The sequence below is a fragment of the Frankia sp. Mgl5 genome, assembly GCF_023242985.1.
Lineage (GTDB): Bacteria > Actinomycetota > Actinomycetes > Frankiales > Frankiaceae > Parafrankia > Parafrankia soli.
Map to the genome: position 1 here is coordinate 1 of NZ_JALKFY010000423.1, position 631 is coordinate 631.

Consider the following 631-nt stretch of genomic DNA (forward strand, 5'->3'; position numbering starts at 1 on the left):
TCCGCCAGCTCCGCCTCGCTCACGCCGCCGACGGCGAGGAACGCGCTGGCCTGCCGGTTCCCCAGGGTGATGGTGCCGGTCTTGTCGAGCAGCAGGGTGTTGACGTCGCCGGCGGCCTCCACCGCCCGGCCGCTCATCGCGAGCACGTTGCGCTGGACGAGCCGGTCCATCCCGGCGATGCCGATCGCGGAGAGCAGCGCTCCGATCGTGGTCGGGATCAGGCAGACCAGCAGGGACGCGAGCACGATCCCGGTGATCCCGTCACCGGTCAGGGTGGAGCTGTCCGGCAGCGCCGGCTGCTGCGCCTTCGAGTAGATCGCCAGCGGCTGCAGCGTGGCGACGGCCAACAGGAAGATGACGGTCAACGCGGCCAGCAGGATGTTGAGCGCGATCTCGTTCGGCGTTTTGCGCCGGTTCGCCCCCTCGACGAGGGCGATCATCCGGTCGATGAAGCTCTCCCCGGGCTTCTGGGTGATCCGGACGACGATCCGGTCGGAGAGCACCCTCGTCCCGCCGGTGACCGAGGACCGGTCACCACCGGACTCCCGGATCACCGGCGCCGACTCGCCCGTGATCGCCGACTCGTCGACGCTGGCGATGCCCTCGACGATGTCACCGTCCCCGGGGATGA

The 631-nt window shown here is 70.0% G+C and carries 1 pseudogene; it reads right to left on the bottom strand.

What is annotated here, in order from left to right:
* Positions 1-631 (bottom strand): annotated as a pseudogene (locus MXD62_RS09950) (potassium-transporting ATPase subunit B); the annotation flags it as partial.